The organism is Streptomyces capparidis, assembly GCF_054782095.1.
Genome location: NZ_BAAGTD010000051.1, coordinates 17,362 through 37,750, shown reverse-complemented (window position 1 = coordinate 37,750; position 20,389 = coordinate 17,362). Strand labels below are relative to the sequence as shown.

General features: G+C 74.9%; 16 protein-coding genes. 6 read left to right on the top strand and 10 right to left on the bottom strand.

The window, feature by feature from the left end; all coding sequences use genetic code 11:
• Nucleotides 1–8: 8 nt before the first annotated feature.
• Entirely contained in the window at nt 9–896 is an 888-nt protein-coding gene (locus ACYVO2_RS30765) for an RNA polymerase sigma factor SigF (RefSeq protein WP_461011335.1), read from the bottom strand.
• Between the two features lie 323 nt (nt 897–1,219).
• Between ACYVO2_RS30765 and ACYVO2_RS30760 the strand changes: the two genes are divergently transcribed.
• The 4 genes from ACYVO2_RS30760 (at nt 1,220) to ACYVO2_RS30745 (ending at nt 6,580) form a co-directional block, all read left to right on the top strand.
• Nucleotides 1,220–2,191: an acyl-ACP desaturase gene (locus tag ACYVO2_RS30760; protein ID WP_461011334.1), complete on the top strand. Its 972-nt coding sequence runs from the start codon at nt 1,220–1,222 to the stop codon at nt 2,189–2,191.
• A 120-nt stretch (nt 2,192–2,311) separates the two neighbouring features.
• Complete coding sequence (locus ACYVO2_RS30755; RefSeq protein WP_461011333.1) at nt 2,312–3,148, top strand: metallophosphoesterase family protein; 837 nt, start codon at nt 2,312–2,314, stop codon at nt 3,146–3,148.
• A gap of 439 nt (nt 3,149–3,587) precedes the next feature.
• Entirely contained in the window at nt 3,588–4,391 is an 804-nt protein-coding gene (locus ACYVO2_RS30750; protein ID WP_461011332.1) for an SAM-dependent methyltransferase, read from the top strand.
• The gene (locus ACYVO2_RS30745) at nt 4,385–6,580 is read left to right on the top strand and encodes a putative bifunctional diguanylate cyclase/phosphodiesterase (protein ID WP_461011331.1); all 2,196 of its coding nucleotides are present in this window, start codon (nt 4,385–4,387) and stop codon (nt 6,578–6,580) included. The genes ACYVO2_RS30750 and ACYVO2_RS30745 overlap by 7 nt, the downstream gene beginning before the upstream one ends.
• Before the next feature lie 3 nt (nt 6,581–6,583).
• Here the strand turns inward: ACYVO2_RS30745 and ACYVO2_RS30740 are convergent, their stop codons facing one another.
• Nucleotides 6,584–8,026, bottom strand: a complete 1,443-nt coding sequence (locus ACYVO2_RS30740) for an amidase family protein (RefSeq protein WP_461011330.1) — start codon at nt 8,024–8,026, stop codon at nt 6,584–6,586.
• A gap of 185 nt (nt 8,027–8,211) precedes the next feature.
• Between ACYVO2_RS30740 and ACYVO2_RS30735 the strand changes: the two genes are divergently transcribed.
• Nucleotides 8,212–8,700, top strand: coding sequence for an FxLYD domain-containing protein (locus tag ACYVO2_RS30735; protein WP_461011329.1), 489 nt, complete (start codon nt 8,212–8,214; stop codon nt 8,698–8,700).
• Nucleotides 8,701–8,727: 27 nt separating this feature from the next.
• Here ACYVO2_RS30735 and ACYVO2_RS30730 read toward each other — a convergent pair whose 3' ends face one another.
• A complete protein-coding gene (locus ACYVO2_RS30730) occupies nt 8,728–11,232 on the bottom strand; it encodes a DEAD/DEAH box helicase (RefSeq protein ID WP_461011328.1) in 2,505 nt (834 codons plus the stop codon).
• 106 nt (nt 11,233–11,338) lie between these two features.
• Between ACYVO2_RS30730 and ACYVO2_RS30725 the strand changes: the two genes are divergently transcribed.
• Nucleotides 11,339–12,127: a metal-dependent hydrolase gene (locus ACYVO2_RS30725; protein ID WP_461011327.1), complete on the top strand. Its 789-nt coding sequence runs from the start codon at nt 11,339–11,341 to the stop codon at nt 12,125–12,127.
• Nucleotides 12,128–12,173: 46 nt separating this feature from the next.
• On the opposite strand, the gene ACYVO2_RS30720 is transcribed toward ACYVO2_RS30725, so the two are convergent.
• The 7 genes from ACYVO2_RS30720 to sigK all read right to left on the bottom strand — a co-directional run bounded on the left by ACYVO2_RS30720 (nt 12,174) and on the right by sigK (nt 20,247).
• Complete coding sequence (locus tag ACYVO2_RS30720; RefSeq protein ID WP_461011326.1) at nt 12,174–13,970, bottom strand: ABC transporter ATP-binding protein; 1,797 nt, start codon at nt 13,968–13,970, stop codon at nt 12,174–12,176.
• Nucleotides 13,952–15,739, bottom strand: coding sequence for an ABC transporter transmembrane domain-containing protein (locus ACYVO2_RS30715; protein ID WP_461011325.1), 1,788 nt, complete (start codon nt 15,737–15,739; stop codon nt 13,952–13,954). The genes ACYVO2_RS30720 and ACYVO2_RS30715 overlap by 19 nt, the downstream gene beginning before the upstream one ends.
• Before the next feature lie 153 nt (nt 15,740–15,892).
• Nucleotides 15,893–16,546 carry a LutC/YkgG family protein gene (locus ACYVO2_RS30710; RefSeq protein WP_461011324.1) on the bottom strand — a complete coding sequence of 218 codons (654 nt, stop codon included), beginning with the start codon at nt 16,544–16,546 and terminating at the stop codon, nt 15,893–15,895.
• Nucleotides 16,546–17,973, bottom strand: coding sequence for a lactate utilization protein B (locus ACYVO2_RS30705; protein WP_461011323.1), 1,428 nt, complete (start codon nt 17,971–17,973; stop codon nt 16,546–16,548). The genes ACYVO2_RS30710 and ACYVO2_RS30705 overlap by 1 nt, the downstream gene beginning before the upstream one ends.
• Nucleotides 17,970–18,746 (bottom strand): (Fe-S)-binding protein, encoded by a 777-nt coding sequence (locus ACYVO2_RS30700; RefSeq protein ID WP_461011322.1) that lies wholly within the window; start codon nt 18,744–18,746, stop codon nt 17,970–17,972. Before ACYVO2_RS30700 ends, ACYVO2_RS30705 begins: the two co-directional genes overlap by 4 nt.
• 161 nt (nt 18,747–18,907) lie before the next feature.
• A complete protein-coding gene (locus tag ACYVO2_RS30695; RefSeq protein WP_461011321.1) occupies nt 18,908–19,696 on the bottom strand; it encodes an anti-sigma factor in 789 nt (262 codons plus the stop codon).
• Nucleotides 19,693–20,247 (bottom strand): ECF RNA polymerase sigma factor SigK, encoded by a 555-nt coding sequence (gene sigK / locus ACYVO2_RS30690; RefSeq protein ID WP_461011320.1) that lies wholly within the window; start codon nt 20,245–20,247, stop codon nt 19,693–19,695. Before sigK ends, ACYVO2_RS30695 begins: the two co-directional genes overlap by 4 nt.
• Nucleotides 20,248–20,389: the final 142 nt, after the last annotated feature.

Genomic DNA, 20,389 nt, shown 5'->3' with positions numbered 1-20,389 from the left:
CGGTGCGGTCACTGGTCGAGCAACCCGCTGCGCAGTCTGCTCAGCGTCCTGGCGAGCAGGCGCGAGACATGCATCTGCGAGATGCCGAGCCGCTCCCCGATCTGCGCCTGGGTGAGCTCCTCGCCGAAGCGCATCTGGAGGATCACCCGGTCCCGCTCGTCCAGGTCGGCCAGCAGCGGGGCCAGGGACTGGAAGTCCTCCACCAGCTCCAGCGCCGGATCGGTCTCGCCGAGCCGCTCGGCCAGCGGGCTGGTGGACTCGTCCTCCTCGATCTGCGCGTCCAGGGAGGAGGCGTTGTAGGAGTTCGCCGCGATCAGGCCCTCCACCACCTCGTCCTCGGTGATGCCCAGCCGCTCGGCCAGCTCGCCGGCCGTGGGGGAGCGGTCCAGCTCCTGGGACAGCTCGTCGCGGGCCTTGGCCAGGTCGAGGCGCAGCTCCTGGAGCCGCCGCGGCACCCGCACGGCCCAGCTCGTGTCCCGGAAGAACCGCTTGATCTCGCCCACGATGTAGGGGACGGCGAAGGTCGGGAACTCCACCTCCCGGCTCAGCTCGAATCGGTCGATCGCCTTGATCAGGCCGATCGTGCCCACCTGGACGATGTCCTCCATCGACTCCGAGCGGGTACGGAACCGGGAGGCGGCGAACTTGACCAGGGAGAGGTTCAGCTCGATGAGCGTGTTGCGGACGTACTGGTATTCGTGGGTGCCCTCCTCCGACTCGGCGAGCCGGACGAAGAACACCTTCGACAGTGCCCGCGCGTCGGCCGGGGACACCTGCGACGGCTCCTCGATCAGCGGCAGGGCAGCGGTCGCCGCTCCGTCGGCGGGACGCGGCCCCTCCTGCGTGCGGTCCGAGTCCGTCCTCAGGTCCTGTGCACCCAGCAGATCGGCGTTCATCTCGCTCCCCTCTGTGCTTGACGCGTGGATGGTCCACGGTGGTTCGCGCGTGCCCCCCGGGTACCCGGTAATCACCGGACCATTCCTGTGGGATTTCGGCCACCTTGATCTGCGGGCGATACGGGCAGGTCACCGGTGCCGGAGCGATGACACCCGGCTCGCGCTGCGCTCGCGGATGTCCCGTTCCGGGGGCCCGCGCCCCGGCCGGTGTTGCCATTTCCGCGCCTCTCAACCTACGGTTTCGTAACCTACGTGTCCGTAGGTACCCCCCGTCGGGTCCCGTCCCCCGGCGGGCCTTCCCCCAGCACTGTGAGGAGCCGTTTGTGACCATCACCCCCTCCCTCCGCCCAGGTTCCACCGTGTGGACGGACGCCCGGTTGCTGCACGCGCTGGAGGAGGTGGTCGAGTCGGAGCTCAACCGCCATCTGAAGGTCGCCAAGGAGTGGATGCCCCACGAGTACGTGCCGTGGAGCGACGGGCGGAACTTCGACGGACTCATGGGCGGCGAGGCCTGGGCGCCCGAGCAGTCCAAGCTGACCGACGTCGGCCGGATCGCCCTGGTGGTCAACCTGCTCACCGAGGACAACCTGCCCAGCTACCACCACGAGATCGCCACCCTCTTCGGGCGCGACGGCGCCTGGGGCACCTGGGTGCACCGCTGGACGGCCGAAGAGGGCCGCCATGCCATCGTCATGCGGGACTACCTGCTCACCAGCCGCGCCGCCGACCCGGTGGCCCTGGAGCGGTTCCGGATGGAGCACATGTCCGCCGGGTTCGAGTCCGACAACCGGCACAGCATGCTGCACTCGGTGGCCTACGTGGCCTTCCAGGAGCTGGCCACCCGGGTCTCGCACCGCAACACCGGCCGCCACTCCGGCGACCCCGTCTGCGAGCAGATGCTGGCCCGCATCGCCACCGACGAGAACCTGCACATGGTCTTCTACCGCAACCTGCTGGCCGCGGCCCTGGAGCTCGCCCCCGACCAGGCCATGCGCGCCATCAGCGACGTGGTGACCGGCTTCCGCATGCCCGGGCACGGCATGCCCGGCTTCGAGCGGGCCGCCGCCCGCATGGCCATCGGCGACATCTACAACCTGCGCATCCACCACGACGACGTGCTCCAGCCGGTGCTGCGGCACCTGAAGGTGATGGAGACGGAAGGCCTGGGCCCCGAGGGCGCGCGCGCCCAGGAGGAGCTCGGCGTCTTCCTCGACGCCCTCGCCGAGCAGGCGGCCAGGTTCGACGAGCGCCGCGAGGCGCTGCTCGCCCGGCGCAGGGATCGTTCCCGGCCATAGTTCCGGACACCTTCCGGCCCAGGTTCCGGACGCGGCTCGGGACTCGGCTCCGGCCGCGGTTCCGCCCGCGGGCGGGCCCCCGTCCGGCGGTCCACGAGCGGCCCCCGATACCCTGAGGCGGTGTCGGACGCGAAGCTGTGGGCCATCAGCGACCTCCACGTGGCCTTTCCCGAGAACCGGCGGATCGTCGAGGACCTGCGGCCGCGGGCCGACGGCGACTGGCTGATCGTCGCCGGCGACGTCGGCGAGCTGATGGAGGACGTCGAGTGGGCGCTCGGCGTCCTCGCCCGCCGGTTCTCGCGCGTGGTGTGGGCGCCCGGGAACCACGAGCTGTGGACCCCGCGCAAGGACCCCGTGCAGTTGCGCGGGGAGGCGCGCTACCGGCACCTGGTGGAGATCTGCCGCCGCCTGGGCGTGGCGACGCCCGAGGACCCCTACCCGGTGTGGCGCGGCGCGGGCGGACCCGTCGTCGTGGCGCCGCTGTTCGTGCTCTACGACTACACCTTCCGCACCCCCACCGCCGCCACCAAGGAGGAGTCGCTCGCCCAGGCGCACGAGGCCGGGGTGGTGTGCAGCGACGAGTTCCTGCTGCACCCCGACCCCCACCCGTCGCGGGACGCCTGGTGCGCGGCGCGACTGCGGTACACCGAGCAGCGGCTGACCGAGGCCTGCGGCGACGGCACGCCCTCGGTGCTGGTCAACCACTTCCCGCTGGTCCGCGAGCCCACCAGGGTGCTGCGGTACCCGGAGTTCGCCCAGTGGTGCGGCACCGTGCACACCGCGGACTGGCACGTGCGCTTCCACGCCAGGGCGGTCGTCTACGGGCACCTGCACATCCCCCGGACCACCTGGTACGACGGGGTGCGCTTCGAGGAGGTGTCCGTCGGCTACCCGCGCGAGTGGCGCCGCCCGGTCCACCCCGAGGTCGGCCTGCGCCGCATCCTGCCCGCGCCCTGACCCCCCGGCGGCCGGGCCCTCCGTCAGCAGGCCGCCCCGCGGCCGGTCGCGGGACGGCCTGACGGGGCGTGCGGGGCCCGTGTGCGCCCGCAACGCCGCCTCCCGGCCACCCGGGGCCGTGACCGGTGGGACGCGGGCGCGGGCAAGTGGTCCGACCCCTCGGAGCGTGCGCAGGCGCGCTCGAGGATCGCACGAGTGCGCCGGTGCGTCGTGACGTAGCTCTCGTCCTGCTTGGGGTGAGGGGGTATCACCGGTAAAATCCGTCTAAAGCCCTGTTCTGTGGGGCGGCGTCAGCCGGGAGGTCGTGGCGGCCAGTATGAGCGGTTCCGTTTTGTCGGGCAGTGGAGATCTGGGCGAAGGTAGCCTTCGCTCGTAGTCTGTCGCCGATATGCCATTGGCACGGGCGGCTGGAATTCGCCCATACGAATCGGGAGACTCGATGGAACGGCCTAGCTGGGCCCCGAGCGGCATCGACCTGACACGCCCCAGTGTCGCGCGCATGTACGACTACTACCTCGGCGGCTCCCACAACTTCGAGGTGGACCGCGAGGCCGCGCGCAAGGCCCTCGAGGTGTGGCCGGAACTCCCGATGATCATGCGGGCCAACCGCGCGTTCATGCGCCGCGCCGTCCGCCACGCGGTCTCCCTCGGCGTCACCCAGTTCCTCGACCTGGGCTCCGGCATACCGACCTTCGGCAACGTCCACGAGGTCGCCAGGGCCGCCGACCCCGGCGCCCGGGTGGTCTACGTCGACCACGACCCGGTGGCGGTCGCCCACAGCGAGGCCATCGTCGCGGACGACCCGCTCACCGCCGTCGTCCAGGCCGACGTCCGCGAGCCCAAGGAGATCCTCGACGCCCCCCAGGTGCGCGGCCTGCTCGACCTCGACCGGCCGGTCGCCGTGCTGATGGTCGCCCTGCTGCACTTCGTGCAGGACGAGGACCGCCCGCGCGAGATCGTGGCCACGCTGCGCGACGCGCTCGCCCCCGGAAGCTGCCTGATTGTCACCCACGCCACCGACGAGGGCCAGTACCACCTGCCGGACGAGGACAAGGACGTCTACAAGCGCATGGGCAGCCCGCTGGTGATGCGCTCCAGGAAGGACGTCGAGGGGTTCTTCGACGGCTTCCGGATCGAGGAGCCCGGCGTGGTCTTCATGAGCCAGTGGCGGCCCGACACCGCCGACGAGCAGGACGACCCCCGCCGGGTCAGCGCGTACGCGGGGTTCGGGATCACATGGTGAGCCTCAGAGCGCCGCGGGCGGCGGCCGAGGCCGTCGCCGCCCCCGAGGAGCCGCCGGACGACGGGCTCCGGCGGTTCGCCGCCATCTGGTCCCGGGTCATCGACCCGTTCACCGCCACCTCGATGACGAGGGAGGAGCTCGAGGAGCACCTGCTGCCGCTGGCCGGCAGGCTCGCCGAGATCCTCGGGGTCGTCCCCTTCGACCCCCGCCCGGCCCGCGACGTGGGCCGCGCCATGGTGGCCGCGCACTGCACCGACCCCCAAGTGCTCGCGCAGAGCCTCACCGTCATCGACGCCTACCTGCTGCTGTACTCGCCGCCTTCCCCGGATCTGCCGCCCGACACCGCCCGCGCCCATCTCGCCCGCCTCCAGCACGCCTTCGCCGCCGGCTTCGCCGAGGCCCTGCGCGACCGCACCCTCGCCGAGCAGGAGGCCATAGCCCGCGCCTCGCTCGCCGCCCAGGCCCGGGCCGAGCGCGCCCTGGCCGCGAGCGAGGCCCGCTTCCGGGCCCTGTTCGAGGGCGCCGCCATGGGCATCGGCATCGGCGACCTCGAGGGCCGCATCCTCGACGTCAACGACGCCCTCGCGCGGATGTTCGGCACCACGCGGGAGGAGATGCGCACCCGGAACGTCAACGAGTTCGTGCACCCCGACGACGCGCCGCGGGTGTGGGAGCTCTACGAGCAGCTCGTCCGCGGCGAGCGCGACCACTACCAGTTCGAGAAGCCGTACTTCGTCCGGGACGGCTCCGCCATCTGGACCAATCTGACGGTGTCCCTGATCCGCGACGAGCGGGGCACCCCCCAGTACCAGGTGGCCGTCCTGGAGGACGTCACCGAGCGCAAGCTGCTGCACGACCGGCTGCGCCACCAGGCCACCCACGACCCGCTGACCGGGCTCGGCAACCGGGCGCTGTTCTTCGAGCGGCTCGCCGAGGCGTTCGAGAACGGGGCGCAGGACACCCGCATCGGCCTGTGCTACCTGGACCTGGACGGCTTCAAGGCGGTCAACGACAGCCTCGGCCACGACGTGGGCGACCGGCTGCTCGTCGCCGTCGCCGAGCGCTTCGCCGCCTGCGTCACCGGCCCCAACCAACTGGTGGCCCGGATGGGCGGCGACGAGTTCGTGGCCCTGGTCACCGACCCGGCCTGCGCCGAGGAGGTGGCCGACCTCGCCCGGCGGCTGCTCGCCTGCCTGGAGCGGCCCGTCGCCATCGACGGCAGGGAGCTGTCCGTCACCGTCAGCATCGGCCTGCTGGAGTGCGGCGTCACCGCGATGAAGGCCGCCCAGATGGTGCAGGCCGCCGACATCACCCTGTACCGGGCCAAGGCGCAGGGAGGCAACCGGCTCGCCGTGTTCGACGCGGAGACCAACGCCCGGGAGATGACCCGCTACAGCCTCACCACCCGGCTGCCCCTCGCCCTGGAGGAGGGCGAGTTCTTCCTGGAGTACCAGCCGCTGGTCGACCTGGAGGACGGGCGGGTGCACAGCGCCGAGGCCCTGGTGCGCTGGCGCCACCCGCAGCAGGGCGTCCTCGGCCCCGACCGGTTCGTGGAGCTCGCCGAGCAGACCGGGCTGATCGTGCCGCTCGGCTACTGGGTGCTGGAGCAGGCGTGCCGCCAGGCCCGCGCCTGGCAGCTCGAGTTCGCCGGCGAGGCGCCGCGGATCAACGTCAACCTGTCGGTGCGCCAGGCCCGCACCCCCGGCCTGGTGGGCGACGTGGCGCGGATCCTGAAGGAGACGGAGCTGGACGCCTCCAGGCTCCATCTGGAGATCACCGAGAGCGCCCTGATCGGCGCCGAGGACCAGGCGCTCGACGCCCTGCGGGAGCTGACCGACATGGGCATCGGGCTGGCCCTGGACGACTTCGGCACCGGCTACTCCAACCTCTCCTATCTGCGCCGCATCCCCGTGCACACCCTCAAGATCGACCGCTCGTTCATCAGCGGCCTGCGCCACCCCGACTCCCCGGAGCACCCCAGGGACGAGAAGATCGTGGCCGGGCTGGTCTCGCTCGCCCACACCCTGGACCTGGCGGTCACCGTGGAGGGCGTGGAGACCAAGCTCCAGGCCGACCGGGTGCGGGCGCTGGAGTGCGAGACCGCCCAGGGCTGGTTCTTCGCCCGCCCCGGGCCGCCGGAGAGCATCAGCGCCCTGTGCGCGCGGGGCGCGGAGGCGTGGGCGGGGTAGCGCTCAGGCCCGCGCGCCCCGCGGCGGCAGCAGGCCCGCCCAGGGGCGGGCCTGCTCCAACTGCGCCGAGACCCGCAGCACCGTCACCTCGTCGTGCAGGCGGCCCACCAACTGCACCGCCAGCGGCAGCCCTTCCCGGGACAGGCCGGCGGGCAGGGACGCGGCCGGGTTGCCGGCCAGGTTCCACAGCGCGGTGTACGCGATCGACGGCAGGCTGCGCAGCGACGCCCGGCGGGCGCTGGCGCCGTCCAGCGCGCCCAGGCGGCGCGGCAGCTCGGCGATGGTGGGGGTGAGCAGCAGGTCCATGGCGGCGAACATGCGGTTGACCTCGGCGGCCAGCCGCTCCAGCCGGCGCATCGCCCAGCCCGCCGTGCCCGGCGGCAGCCGCCGCGCCAGCGACAGGTTCTCCCGGGTGCGCCGCTCCAGCAGCGCCAGCGCGTCCGCCGGGCCGCCCGCCGCGGACGCGCACAGCTCGGTGGCGTCCGTGAGCATCGACGGCAGCGCCAGCCCCGTCCACAGCGTCAGGAACTCCGGGTAGCGGGGCCGCACCTCCCGCACGTCGTGCCCGAGGTCGGCGAGGGTGTCCGCGGTGGCCCGCAGCGCCGACTCCTGCTCGCGGTCCAGCCGGACGCCGGGGATGGTCGGCCGGGCCGCCACCCCGATCCGCAGCCGCCCGGGAGCGGTGCGCGCCGCCTCGGTGAACGGCACCTCGGGCGGCCGCGCCACCCACCGGTCGCCGGGGAGGTTGCCGCGCACGGCCTCGGCGAGCACGGCCGCGTCCGCGACGCTCCGGGTGAGCCCGCCGAACACGGCCATCGTGCCCCAGGTGCCCTGCCGCGGCGCGGTGCTGGTCCTGCCGCGCTGCGTCTTGAGGGTGTACAGCCCGCAGCAGGCCGCGGGGATGCGCAGCGACCCGCCGCCGTCGGTGCCGGTGGCCAGCGGCACCAGGCCCGCCGCGACCGCGGCCGCGCTGCCGCCGCTGGAGCCGCCCGCGGTGCGGCCGGGGTGCCAGGGGTTGCGGGTGTGGCCGCCGTGCGCCGTCTCGGTGAACGCCCACTGGCCGAACTCCGGCATCCTGGTCCTGCCGACCAGCACCGCGCCCGCCGCGCGCAGTCGCGCGACGAAGAAGGAGTCCTCGGTCGCGGGCGCGGGCCGCACCGCCGTGCCGAAGGCGGTGGGTTCGCCCGCCACGTCGGTGTCGTCCTTGACCGCGACCGGGATGCCGAGCAGCGGCCGCCGGTCGCCCTCCGCGCGCGCCTTGTCCGCGGCGTCGGCCTCGGTCAGCGCCCGCCGGGCGCTGACCGCGCGGAAGGCGTTGAGCTCCCGGTCCGCGGACTCCACCCGGCGCAGCGTCAGCTCCACCAGCTCGCGCGCCGACACCTCGCCGCGCTCCAGCATCCCGGTGAGCCCGGTCACGCCCGCGTACGCCGTCTCGCGCTCGTCCACGCCACTCCCAGCCGGTCAGCGGCCCACCCGGGCCCGAGTCCACGCCAGGACCCTACGGCCGGTGATCTCCCCGCGTCGAGACCACCCGCCGCGCGCCCGTGTCCGGGCCCTCACGGCCGCCCGGCGGAGGTACCGTCGGGTCGGGGCAATGACGCAGCGCGTTCGAGCGACTCCAGGGAGGCACCATGCACCACTCCGCCACGCTTCCGGCCGCGGCCGGGCTCGTCGTCCTGGCCCTCGCCGGGTGCGGGGGCGGCGGCGACGCGGAGCCGACGAGGACCGTCACCGCCACGGTCACCGCCGTGCCCTCCGACGAGCCCCCGCACGACGGGGCCGCGCCGCCGCGCCGCTCCCCGGTCACCCCCGCCGCGGGCGACGTGCGCAAGGTGGCGGGGGAGTGGGTCACCGACGCGCTGGGCGCGAAGGTGTACCGGGTGCGGTACACGGTGCGCAACAGCGGCTCCAAGCCCGCCGACTACGTGATCGCCTTCGAGATGCTCGACCGGAAGGGCGACCGGGTCGGCGAGGTGTACGACGACGTCACCGCGCTCGGGCCGGGCCAGAGCGTGCGGGCCACCGCCGAGCACCACCCCGAGCACGAGACCTCGGCCCGCAGCGCCCGCGCGGTGGACGTGAAGGTGCTGAAGGCGGAGCGGATGCGCGCCGACGAGTGAGCGGGCCCGGGACCGGCCCGCCCCGGGTCACAGCCGGTTCACGCCGGTGACCCGCACCACCGCGCGGCCCTCCTCGTCGGAGGCGGTCAGGTCCACCTCGGCGTCGATGCCCCAGTCGTGGTCCCCGGCCGGGTCGTCGAAGACCTGCCGGACCAGCCACGCGCCCGGCTGCTCCTCGATGTGCAGCAGCTTCGGGCCGCGCGCGTCCGGGCCCGTGCCCAGGTCGTCGTGCTCCTCCCAGTACGGGTCCATGGCCTGCTCCCACCGGGCCGCGTCCCAGTTGTCGTCCTGGCCGAGCTCGCCCAGCTCGCCGTACCGCTCCAGGGCGGCCAGCTCCACCCGGCGGAACATGGCGTTGCGGACCAGGACCCGGAAGGCCCGCTCGTTGGCGGTGACCGGCGCGGGACGGTCGTCCTCGACCCGGTCGGCCTCCTCGGCGGCCTTGGGGTTGGCCAACTGCTCCCACTCGTCGAGGAGGCTGGAGTCCACCTGGCGGACCAGCTCGCCCAGCCACTCGATGAGGTCCTTCAGGTCGTCGGTCTTGGCGTCCTCCGGGACGGTGTGCTGGAGGGTGCGGTAGGCGTCCGCGAGGTAGCGCAGCACCAGGCCCTCGGCGCGGGCCAGCTCGTAGTGGCCGGTGAACTCGGTGAACGTCATCGCCCGCTCGTACAGGTCGCGGGCCACCGACTTGGGGCTCAGCGGGTGGTCGCCCACCCACGGGTGGCCCTTGCGGTACGTGGTGTAGGCGTGGACGAGCAGCTCCTCCAGCGGCTTGGGGTAGCCGATGTCCGCCAGCCGCTCCATCCGCTCCTCGTACTCGACGCCGTCCGCCTTCATCGCGGCCACCGCCTCGCCGCGGGCCTTGTTCGCCTGCGCCGCCAGGATCGCCCGCGGGTCGTCCAGGGTGGACTCCACCACCGACAGCACGTCCAGCGCGTACGTCGGGGAGTCGCGGTCCAGCAGCTCGAACGCGGCGAGCGCGAACGTGGACAGCGGCTGGTTCAGCGCGAAGTCGGACTGGAGGTCCACGGTCAGGCGGACGATCCTGTCCTGCTCGTCCGGGGTGTCGAGCCGCTCCACCACCCCGCCCGCCAGCAGCGAGCGGTAGATCGCGATCGCCCGGCGGATGTGCCGCAACTGACTGCGCCGGTCCTCGTGGTTGTCCTCCAGCAGCCTGCGCATCGCCTCGAACGCGTTGCCCGGCCGGGCGATCACCGACAGCAGCATGGCGTGGCTCACCCGGAACCGCGAGGTCAGCGGCTCGGGGTCGGAGGCGATCAGCTTCTCGAAGGTGGCCTGCGACCAGTTGACGAAGCCCTCGGGCGCCTTCTTGCGGACCACCTTGCGCCGCTTCTTCGGGTCGTCGCCCGCCTTCGCCAGGGCCTTCTCGTTCTCCACCACGTGCTCGGGCGCCTGCGCCACCACCAGGCCCGAGGTGTCGAACCCGGCCCGGCCCGCGCGGCCCGCGATCTGGTGGAACTCCCGCGCCCGCAGCAGCCGCACCCGGGAGCCGTCGTACTTGCTCAGCGCGGTGAACAGCACCGTGCGGATCGGCACGTTCACCCCGACGCCGAGGGTGTCCGTGCCGCAGATCACCTTCAGCAGCCCGGCCTGCGCCAGCTTCTCCACCAGGCGCCGGTACTTGGGCAGCATCCCCGCGTGGTGCACCCCGATGCCGTGCCGGACGAACCGCGACAGGTTGCGGCCGAAGCGGGTGGTGAAGCGGAAGTTGCCGATCAGCTCGGCGATCGCGTCCTTCTCCGCCCGGGTGCACATGTTGATGCTCATCAGCGACTGGGCGCGCTCCATCGCCGACGCCTGGGTGAAGTGCACGATGTACACCGGCGCCTGATGCGTGTGCAGCAGCTCCTCCAGCGTCTCGTGCAGGGGAGTGCTGCGGTACTCGTAGGACAGCGGCACCGGGCGGGTCGCCGAGCGCACCACGGAGGTGGGCCGCCCGGTGCGCCGGGTCAGGTCCTGCTCGAACCGCTCCACGTCGCCGAGCGTCGCCGACATCAGCAGGAACTGGGCGTGCGGCAGCTCGAGCAGCGGGATCTGCCAGGCCCAGCCGCGGTCCGGCTCGGCGTAGAAGTGGAACTCGTCCATCACCACCTGGCCGACGTCCGCCCGGCCGCCGTCGCGCAGCGCGATGCTGGCCAGCACCTCGGCCGTGCAGCAGATCACCGGCGCGGTCGGGTTGACGCTGGCGTCGCCGGTCATCATGCCGACGTTCTCGGTGCCGAAGTGCGCGCACAGGTCGAAGAACTTCTCCGACACCAGCGCCTTGATCGGCGCCGTGTAGAAGGTGCGCCGCCCGTCGGCCAGCGCCGCGAAGTGCGCCCCGGCCGCCACCAGGCTCTTCCCGGAGCCCGTCGGTGTGGCGAGGATCACGTTCGACCCGGACACCACCTCGATCAGCGCCTCCTCCTGCGCGGGGTACAGGGTGATGCCCCGCTCCAGCGCCCACGAGGAGAACGCTTCGAAGAGGGCATCGGGATCGGGACTGGGCGGCAACTGGTCGATGAGGCTCACCCCCCCATACTGCCCGGTCGCCACCCCGGCCATCGACCGCGGTGCGCGCACCGGTAGCCTTCCGGCCGGGAACGGCCGTACGACCGGGGGGAAGGGCCGCGAAGCGATGATGGGGCCCGCGCACGCGCTGTCCGGCGCGGCCGCCTGGCCGGCCGCGGGCGCCGCCGCCCACGCGGCCGGGCACCCGATGCCGTGGCAGGTCCTGGTCATCGGCACGGTCGTCAGCGCGGGCGCCGCCCTCGCCCCCGACCTGGACCACAGGGCCGCCACCATCTCCCGCGCCTTCGGCCCGCTGTCCAAGGCCGCCTGCGCGGTGGTGGACCGGCTGTCCCTGGCCGTCTACCGCGCCACCCGGGGGCCCGGCGACCCGCGGCGCTCCGGCGGCCACCGCACCCTCACCCACACCGCGGTGTGGGCCGTGCTCTGCGGCGCCGCGACCTCGGCGCTGGCCGCGGCGGCCGGCCGGTGGGCGGTGCTCGCGGTGCTCTTCGTCCACCTGGTGCTGGCCGTGGAGGGGCTGCTGTGGCGGCAGGCCAGGGCGTCCAGCGACGTCCTGGTGTGGCTGCTGGGGGCGGCCGGGACGTACGTGGCGTCCGACGTGCTGGCGCAGGACGGCGCGGGCTGGCTGTTCACCGGCCCCGGGCAGGAGTACCTGTGGCTGGGCCTGCCGGTGACGCTGGGCGCCCTGGTGCACTGCGCGGGCGACGCGCTCACCGTCTCCGGCTGCCCCGTGCTGTGGCCCCTCCCCCTCGGCCGCAGGCGCTGGTACCCGGTGGGCCCGCCCCGGGCGCTGCGGTTCCGGGCGGGCGCCCGGGTGGAGGTGCGGGTGCTGATGCCGCTGTTCCTCGCCTGCGGCGGCGTGAGCGCGGTGTGGGCGGCGGGCCTGCTCGGCTGACCGGGCCGCCCGCCGCCCCGGCAGGCCCGCCCCGGCAGGGCCCGGCTCAGGACACCGGGCTGTTCCAGCTCCGCCACAGCGCCGCGTACGCGCCCCCCTCCGCCACCAGGTCGTCGTGCGAGCCGAGCTCCACGATGCGGCCGTCCTCCACCACGGCGATCACGTCCGCGTCGTGGGCGGTGTGCAGGCGGTGGGCGATCGCCACCACCGTGCGGCCGTCCAGCACCCGGGCCAGGGACCGCTCCAGGTGGCGGGCGGCGCGCGGGTCCATCAGGGAGGTGGCCTCGTCCAGCACCAGCGTGTGCGGGTCGGCCAGCACCAGGCGGGCCAGCGCCACCGCCTGCGCCTGCGCCGGGGTGAGCGCGTGGCCGCCCGAGCCCACCTCCGCGTCCAGGCCGCCGTCCAGCGCCCGCGCCCAGTCGTCGGCGTCCACCGCGCGCAGCGCCCGCCACAGCTCGTCGTCGTCCGCGTCCGGGCGGGCCAGCCGCAGGTTGTCGCGCAGGGTGCCGACGAACACGTGGTGCTCCTGGTTGACCAGCGCCACATGGCCGCGCACCCGCTCCGTCGGCATCACCGAGAGCGGCGCCCCGCCGAGGGTGACCCGGCCCGCCGTGGGCGCGTAGATCCCGGCGAGCAGCCGCCCCAGCGTGGACTTGCCCGCGCCCGAGGGACCGACCAGCGCCATCCGGGTGCCGGGCCGCACCGTCAGGCTCACCCCGTGCAGCACGTCGCTGCCCGCGGTGTAGCCGAACCGCACCCGCTCCGCGGACACGGTGCGCCCGCTCGGGGTGACCGCGTCGTCCCCGTCGTCCACCGGCACCTCGCGCACCCCGACCAGGCGGGCCACCGACACGTGGGCGATCTGCAACTCGTCGTACCAGCGCAGCATGGAGTTGACCGGGTCCGCCAGCATCTGCACGTACAGCGTGCCCGTGGTCAGCTCGCCCACGGAGATCCAGCCGCGCAGCACCATCCAGCCGCCGATGGTGAGCACCGCCGCCTGCGCCACCGCGTGCGTGGTGTTGACCACGGGGAACAGCACCGACCGCAGCGCGAGGGTGTACCGCTCCCAGTCCAGCCACCGCCCGATCAGCCGGTCGCCGGCCGCGACGCGGCGCGCGCCGAGCCGGTGGGCCTCGATGGTGTGCCCGGCGTCCACGGTCTCGGTGAGCGACGCGGACACCGCCGCGTACCCGGCGGCCTCCGAGCGGTACGCGGACGGCGCCCGCCGGAAGTACCAGCGCCCGCCGACCAGCAGCACCGGCGCCGCGAGCAGCGCGGCCAGCGCCAGCGGGGGAGCGGTGAAGGCGAGCGCGCCGAACAGCGCCGCCGCCCACACCAGGGCCACCGAGAGCTCCGGCACGGCCTCCCGCATCGCGGTGGACAGCCGGTCCACATCGGTGGTGATCCGCGACAGCAGGTCGCCGGTCCCGGCCCGCTCCAGCACGCCCGGCGGCAGCCGCACCGAGCGGACCAGGAAGTCCTCGCGCAGGTCGGCGAGCATCCGCTCGCCCAGCACCGCGCCGCGCACCCTGGTCATCCGGACGAACACCGCCTGCACCGCGAGCGCCGCCACGAACAGCGCGACGGTGCGCGCCACCGGCGGGTCGTCCTCCCCGGCCGCCAGGTCGTTGACCAGGCCGCCCAGCAGCCACGGGCCCACCATGGCGGCTCCCGCGGCCACCAGGTTGACGGCGACCAGCGCGGCGAACGCCCGGCGGTGACGGCGGGCCAGCTCGCGCACATAGGCCCGGACCGTCCGGGGCGCGGCCACCGGCAGCCGGTCGGCCTCCCGTGCCGTGTCCGGATCGTGGTCCGGTCGTTTCACGCGGACTCCTCCCATGCGTCCTGGTGGCGGACGACCACCGAGCGGTAGCGCCCGTTGTCGCGCAGCAGGTCCCGGTGGCGGCCCGCGGCCAGCGCCCGCCCCTCGGGGACGAACACCACCCGGTCGGCCAGGCCGAGCAGCAGCGGGCTGGAGGTGAACACCACGGTGGTGCGGCCCGCCCGCAGCCGGGCCAGGCCCTCGGCGACGCGCGCCTCGGTGTGCGCGTCCACCGCGCTGGTCGGCTCGTCCAGCACCAGTACCGGCGGGTCGGCCACCAGGGAGCGGGCCAGCGCCAGCCGCTGCCGCTGCCCGCCGGAAAGGGACCGGCCGCGCTCGGTGAGCCGGGCGTCCATCGGCGAGCCGCCGGGCTCGGGCAGCGTGCGGGCCAGGGCGTCCAGCACGTCGTCGCACCGGGCCGCAGCCAGTGCCCGCGCCACCGGCACCGCGCCGGACGACGGCACCTCCAGCAACTCCCGCAGCGTGCCCGACAGCAGCACCGGGTCCTTGTCCTGCACCAGCACCGCGGCGCGCGCCGCCGCCAGCGGCACCCCGTCCAGCGCCACCCCGCCCAGCAGCGCCGACGGCTCCTCGCCCGCCCCCGCCGCGTGCCCGCCGAGCCGCCGCGCCAGCACCCCGCCCGCGTCCGGGTCGCCGCACACCACGGCGGTGAACGCGCCCGCGGGGGCCAGCAGCCCGGACGCCGGGTCGTACAGGTCGCCGTCCACCGGCACGCCGCCGTCCCCGCCGCCGTCCCGTCCCTCGTCCGCGCCGTCGCGCCCGTCGTCCGCCTCCCGGCGCAGCCCCAGCACCCGCGCCGCGCGCTGCGCCGACACCCGCGAGAACGTCCACGCCATCGCGAACTCCTCGAACTGCCGCAGCGGCAGCAACAGGTAGGTGACGCAGCCGTAGGCCGTGACCAGCTCACCGACGGAGATCCGCCCCTCGGTCACCAGGCGCACCCCGTACCAGACCACGCCCACCAGGAACAGGCCCGGCAGCACCACCTGCACCGCGGCGATCAGCGCCCACATCCGGGCGCTGCGCACCGCCGCCGACCGCACCTCCTGCGACGCCGCCCGGTACCGGTCGAGGAACAGCTCCTCGCCGCCGATCCCGCGCAGCACCCGCAGCCCCGCCACCGTGTCCGCGGCCAGCTCGGTGGCCCGGCCGGACCGCTCCCGCTGCTCCTCGGCGCGGCGCTCCGCGGGCGGCAGCATCGGCAGCACCGCGAGGGTGAGCACCGGCACGGCCAGCGCCACGGCCAGGCCCAGCACCGGCTGGTACAGCAGCAGCCCGACGGTCAGCCCGAGACAGGCCAGCACCGCGGCGGCGAAGCGGGAGGCGCACTCCACGAACCAGCCGATCTTCTCCACGTCGCCGGTGCTGACCGTCACCACCTCGCCGGCCGCCACCCGGCGGGTGAGCTGGGAACCCAGCTCGGTGGCCTTGCGGAACAGCAACTGCTGCATCCGGCAGGCCGCCGACAGCCAGTTCGCCACCACCGTGCGGTGCGTCACGGTGTCCGCGGTGGTGATCACCACGCTCAGCGCCACCACCAGGCCGCCCGCGGCCAGCACCCGCCCCTGCGAGCGGTCCACGGCCGCCTGGACGCCGAAGCCCACCACGGCGGGCAGCGCGGCCAGCGCGGCGAGGTACACCGTCGCCCACACCACGGCGAGCGCCTGCCCCCGCCACTGGCGCAGCCACAGCCACAGCAGCAGACGCGGCCCGGAGCGGGTGTCGGGCGTCCCCGGTTCGGCGTGGGGCAGCGCGCGCAGCGACATGGCGTCCCCGGAGGGTCGGGCAGCCCGAAGCGCCCGGTTCACGGCCGGGGCGGGCGGCATGGCGGCAGGGGTGGAAGCGCTGCCAGCCTCGCCGCGCGCCCGCGGGCGCGTCAAAGGGTTTTCGGCGCCCGCCGGGGGCGGCGGGGGCGTCCCTCACCCGGCGAGCAGCACCACGTCCAGGACGCGTGGGCCGTGCACGCCCTCCACCCGCTTCAGCTCGATGTCGCTGGTCGCCGACGGGCCCGAGATCCAGGTGAGCGGGCGCGCCGGGTCCAGCCGGGGCAGCGCCAGCGGCACCGACGCCACCACCTGCTCCGGCCGCACCACGCAGACGTGGTGGTCCGGCACCAGGGTGAGCAGCCGCCGCCCCTGGCCGGGCCCGGCGTCCAGCACGATCGTGCCGGTCTCCGCGATCGCCACCGCGCAGCCGGTCACCACGCTGTCCACCCGGTCCAGCCGGTTCGCGGTGAGGGTGCCGTCGTCGGGCAGCGTCTCGACCCCGTCCGGCAGCGCGCTCAGCCACCCCGCCGGCAGCCCCCGCGGCACCGCGACGGACGCGGCCTTGCGCTCCGCCAGCAGGCCCGCCAGCAGCGCGGGCAGACCCTCGGCGGACGGCAGGCGGTGCACCACGGCCCGGTAGTCGGCCAGGTTCTCCGCCAGCAGCTCCGCCACCTCGGCGGGGGAGCCCTCGGTGTGCGCGGTCAGGTAGTCGCGGGGCACGGCCACGTCGCCGGGGTCCTCGCCGCGCGGCACGTCGGCCAGCGCCGCCCGGATCCGACGCAGGATCAGCTCCCTGCTGCCGCTCATCACCGCTCTCCTTCCTGGGTGCGCCGCCACCAGTCGCGGAAGGACTCCGCGGGCACCGGCGGGGTGTCGCGGGTGTCGGACCACGCCGCGCCGGGCCCCGGCAGCCGCTTGGGGTGCAGCCGCCGGGTGCGGGAGGCCGCGCGCTGCGCCAGCGCCAGCCGCCGCGGGTCGGTGAGCACCCAGCGCGCCGCCCGCATCGCGGTGCGCTCCGCCAGGTGCCCCTTGCCGTGCTCGGCCACCCGCTCGCGCAGGTGCACCAGCACCTCGGGGATGTCGATGGCGACCGGGCACACCTCGTAGCAGGCCCCGCACAGCGACGAGGCGTACGGCAGCGACGCGTCCAGCGCGGACGCGGTGCCGCGCAACTGCGGGGTGAGGATCGCGCCGATCGGGCCCGGGTACGCCGAGCCGTACGCGTGGCCGCCCGCCCGCTCGTACACCGGGCACACGTTCAGGCACGCCGAGCAGCGGATGCAGCGCAGCGCCTGGCGGCCGACCTCGTCGGCGAGGGTGGCGGTGCGGCCGTTGTCCAGCAGCACCAGGTGGAAGTCGCGCGGCCCGTCGCCGTCGGTGGTGCCGGTCCACATCGAGGTGTAGGGGTTCATCCGCTCGGCGGTGGACGAGCGCGGCAGCAGTTGGAGGAACACCTCCAGGTCCCGCCAGGTCGGCACGACCTTCTCGATGCCCACCACGGAGATCAGCGTCTCCGGCAGGGTCAGGCACATCCGGCCGTTGCCCTCGGACTCCACCACCACCAGGGTGCCGGTCTCGGCGACCACGAAGTTCGCGCCCGACACCGCGACCTTCGCGGACAGGAACTTCTCCCGCAGGTGCAGCCGGGCGGCCTCGGCGAGGTCGGCGGGGCGGTCGGTGAGGCCGTCGGGGGCGGCGCGGCCCCAGCGGGCCATGGAGCGGTTGAAGATCTCGCGGATCTCCGCCCGGTTGCGGTGGATCGCCGGGACCAGGATGTGCGAGGGCCGGTCGTCGCCGAGCTGCACGATCAGCTCCGCCAGGTCCGTCTCGTACGCGGTGATCCCGGCCCGCTCCAGCGCCTCGTTGAGCCCGATCTCCTGGGTGGCCATCGACTTGACCTTGATGACGTCGGTCTCGCCGGTGGCCCGCACCAGGTCGGTGACGATCCGGTTCGCCTCGGCGGCGTCGGCCGCCCAGTGCACCGTGCCGCCCGCCGCGGTGACGGCCTCCTCCACCTGCACCAGGTACCGGTCGAGGTGGCGCAGCGTGCGGTCCTTGATCGCCTTGCCGGCGGCGCGCAGTCGCTCCCAGTCGCCGAGCTCCCCGACGGCGGCGGCGCGCTTGGCGCGGATGGTGTGGGTGGCGTTGCGCAGGTTGTGGCGCAGTTGCGCGTCGCGGGTCGCGTCCTCCGCCGCCCTCGGGAACGAGGGCATGCCCAGGGGTACCGCCGTCATGCCAGGCTCCTCACGCCGCGCGACCAGCTCTCGCCGTGCGGGTCGTCCTCGGTACGGGCCAGGATCTCCGCCAGGTGCATCGTGCGCACCCCGGAGCGCTGCCGCCGCAGGGCGCCGCCCAGGTGCATCAGGCAGGAGTTGTCGGCGGCGCACAGCACCTCGGCCCCGGTGTCCACCGCGTGCCGGATCTTGTCCGAGCACATCGCGGCCGACACCGCCGGGTTCTTCAGGGCGAACGTCCCGCCGAACCCGCAGCACTCGTCGGCGCCCGGCAGCTCCACCAGGTCCAGGCCGCGCACCGCCCGCAGCAGCCGGGTCGGCCGGTCGCCGACCTTCAGCAGCCGCAGGCTGTGGCAGGTGGGGTGGTAGGTGACCCGGTGCGGGAAGTACGCGCCGACGTCCTCCACCCCGAGCACGTCCAGGAGGAACTCCGACAGCTCGTACACCTTCGGCACCACGGCCGCGACCCGTCCGGCGTCCACCCGCCCCTCGGACCGCTCGGCCACCCGCGGGTGGATGTCGCGCACCATCGCCGCGCACGAACCGGACGGGGCGACCACCGCGTCGTAGTCGGCGAAGGTCTCCGCGAAGTCGCGCACCAGCGGCTCGGCCTCGTGGCGGTACCCGGTGTTGTAGTGCATCTGGCCGCAGCAGGTCTGCCGCTGCGGGAAGGCCACGTCCACGCCGAGACGGCGCAGCAACGCGACCGCCGCCTGCCCGGTGCGTGGGTAGAGCGTGTCGTTGACGCAGGTCACGAAGAGAGCGGCGCGCATCACGCCTCCTGGCCGAATCGGTTCGTCCGCACGGCCGGAGACTATCCGCAGGCAGCGGCCCCTCCCAAGGGGGCAGGGACGCGGGACGGGGGCCCGAGGCCCCGGCCCGGCGGCCCCCCGGCCGCCGCCTCCCGTGCCGGGCCGGGCCCCCGCGCCGCCCGTCACGGCCCCAGCGCCACCTCCAGCACCGACGGCCCGGTCGGGCGGGGCGAGCCGCCCGCGGGCTCCACCGTCAGCGCGAGGCGCGCCGCGTCCGCGAGGCCCGTGACCACGGCCGGGTCCGTGCCGCCGCGCCCGTCCCCGGGCAGGAACCCGGCCGGTCGGGCCTGCCCGGAGCGCATCAGCCAGAGCTGGTACGTCCGGCCGGAGGGCAGCGCGGGCAGGCCGTGGGCGGCGATCAGCGCCGCGTCCAGCCGCTCGGACGCCACCACGGTGCCGCCCCCGCCGCCCGCCGCCCGGGCGGTGAACGCCCGCGCGTCCGGCGCGGTCAGCACCGCCGCGCGCCGGCGCTCCAGCGCGCGCGCCCGGTCCAGCTCCTGCTGGGTGCGCACCAGGCTCACGCTCAGCAGGGTCACCACCAGCACGCACGCCGCCACCAGGCCCCACGCCACCCGGTTGACCACCAGGCGGCCGAGCGGGGAGCGCCGGGTCCTGGCCGCGCGGGCCCGCACCCGGCGGGGCGCGAGGACCGCGGCGCGGGCCGGGGCCGGGGCGCGGTCCGGCCGCTCCTGCGGCACCACCGCCACCCGCGCGAACACCCGCTCGCGCAGCCCCGCCGGGGCGGGCCTGGCCACCGCGTCGGCGAGCCGGCCCACGCTCTCCCGCAGGTCGCGCACGTCCGCCGCGCACTCGGCGCACCCCGCGAGGTGCCGCTCGTAGCGGGCCAGCTCCCGCGGCGGCAGGGCGTCGAGCGCGTACGCCGCGGCCAGGTCGTGCTCGCAGGGGCTCACCGGGCACCCGCCAGGCAGTGGCGCAGCCGGGTCAGCCCGTCGCGCATCCGCGTCTTGACCGTGCCCAGCGGCAGCCGGAGCAGCCTGGCCACCTCCGGGTAGGAGTAGCCGTCGTAGTACGCCAGCGTCACCGACTGCCGCTGGAGTTCCGTCAGCCGCCCCAGGCAGCGCCGCACGCTCTCCTGCTCCAGCGCCGCCTCCACGCTCTCGGCCACCTCGTCGAACGGGCGGCCCGCCACCCGGCCCGCCCGCGACTCCCGCGTCCGCGCCGCCTGCGCCGAGCGCACCCGGTCCACGGCCCTGCGGTGCGCCAGGGTCAGGATCCATCCACGGGCGCTGCCCCGGGCCGCGTCGAACCTCGGCGCGGTGCGCCACACCTCCACCAGCACCTCCTGCGCCACCTCCTCCGACTGCGCCGGATCCCTCAGCACCCGCAGCGCCAGGCCGTACACCGGCCCCGACACCCGGGCGTACAACTCCTCGAACGCCTGTCCGTCCCCTTGGGCGACGCGCAGCATCACCTCGTCGAGCGATGTCCCGCTGTCCGTCACAGTCCCTCCCGTGTCCCGGCCCTCTCCCGCGAGTACGCACGCGGGCGCCCCGGGCCCTCACTCGGCCCCCCCGCGTCGCCGCCCCGCCGCGGCGCCCTCCCGCCGCGCCCGGGCCGGAAGTCCCGCCAATCCGCTCCCGCCC

Bases quoted from the DNA above. Each gene is read 5' to 3' on its own strand.
- ACYVO2_RS30720 (WP_461011326.1), bottom strand. From the start codon at position 13,970: ATGGGAGGAGTCCGCGTGAAACGACCGGACCACGATCCGGACACGGCA.
- ACYVO2_RS30710 (WP_461011324.1), bottom strand. From the start codon at position 16,546: ATGAGCGGCAGCAGGGAGCTGATCCTGCGTCGGATCCGGGCGGCGCTG.
- ACYVO2_RS30745 (WP_461011331.1), top strand. From the start codon at position 4,385: ATGGTGAGCCTCAGAGCGCCGCGGGCGGCGGCCGAGGCCGTCGCCGCC.
- ACYVO2_RS30715 (WP_461011325.1), bottom strand. From the start codon at position 15,739: ATGTCGCTGCGCGCGCTGCCCCACGCCGAACCGGGGACGCCCGACACC.
- ACYVO2_RS30735 (WP_461011329.1), top strand. From the start codon at position 8,212: ATGCACCACTCCGCCACGCTTCCGGCCGCGGCCGGGCTCGTCGTCCTG.
- ACYVO2_RS30750 (WP_461011332.1), top strand. From the start codon at position 3,588: ATGGAACGGCCTAGCTGGGCCCCGAGCGGCATCGACCTGACACGCCCC.
- ACYVO2_RS30765 (WP_461011335.1), bottom strand. From the start codon at position 896: ATGAACGCCGATCTGCTGGGTGCACAGGACCTGAGGACGGACTCGGAC.
- ACYVO2_RS30725 (WP_461011327.1), top strand. From the start codon at position 11,339: ATGATGGGGCCCGCGCACGCGCTGTCCGGCGCGGCCGCCTGGCCGGCC.
- ACYVO2_RS30705 (WP_461011323.1), bottom strand. From the start codon at position 17,973: ATGACGGCGGTACCCCTGGGCATGCCCTCGTTCCCGAGGGCGGCGGAG.
- ACYVO2_RS30700 (WP_461011322.1), bottom strand. From the start codon at position 18,746: ATGCGCGCCGCTCTCTTCGTGACCTGCGTCAACGACACGCTCTACCCA.